Source organism: Faecalibacterium sp. DFI.5.82 (assembly GCF_029076575.1).
In the GTDB taxonomy this organism is placed as follows: domain Bacteria; phylum Bacillota; class Clostridia; order Oscillospirales; family Ruminococcaceae; genus Faecalibacterium; species Faecalibacterium duncaniae.
The window spans coordinates 1-426 of record NZ_JARFIS010000099.1; the positions used below are offsets into that span (position 1 = coordinate 1).

The following is a 426-nucleotide window of genomic DNA, read 5'->3' on the forward strand; positions in this document are numbered from 1 at the left end:
CGGTGTAGCGGGTGCGGCCATGCTCCAGGCTCTCGATGCCTGCTACACCGCCAACGCAGGCCTGAAAGAGCTGCGGGCGGAGATCTGCAGATATCTGGAGCGCCGGATGCACCTGCACTACGACCCCCTGCGGGAGGTGCTGGTGACCGTGGGCGGCAGCGAAGCCATTGATATGAGCATCCGCGCCATTGTGCAGCCCGGGGATGAGGTGATCATCCCGGAGCCCTGCTTTGTCTGCTATGAGCCCATCACCACCCTGTCCGGCGGTGTGCCGGTGCATGTGCCCTGCCGCCAGGAGGATGAGTTCCGCCTCAGGCCCGAGGCCCTGAACGCCGCCATCACCCCCAAGACCAAGCTCCTTATCATGCCGTTCCCCAACAACCCCACCGGTGCGGTGATGGAGCGGGAGGATCTGGAAGCCATTGC

Annotated in this window: 1 protein-coding gene; it reads left to right on the forward strand. The window is 64.8% G+C overall.

Features of this window, described 5'->3' with window-relative positions; all coding sequences use genetic code 11:
- Positions 1-19: 19 nt before the first annotated feature.
- The coding region (locus P0G09_RS15755; RefSeq protein ID WP_275253124.1) for an aminotransferase class I/II-fold pyridoxal phosphate-dependent enzyme at positions 20-426 on the forward strand (407 nt) is incomplete at its 3' end.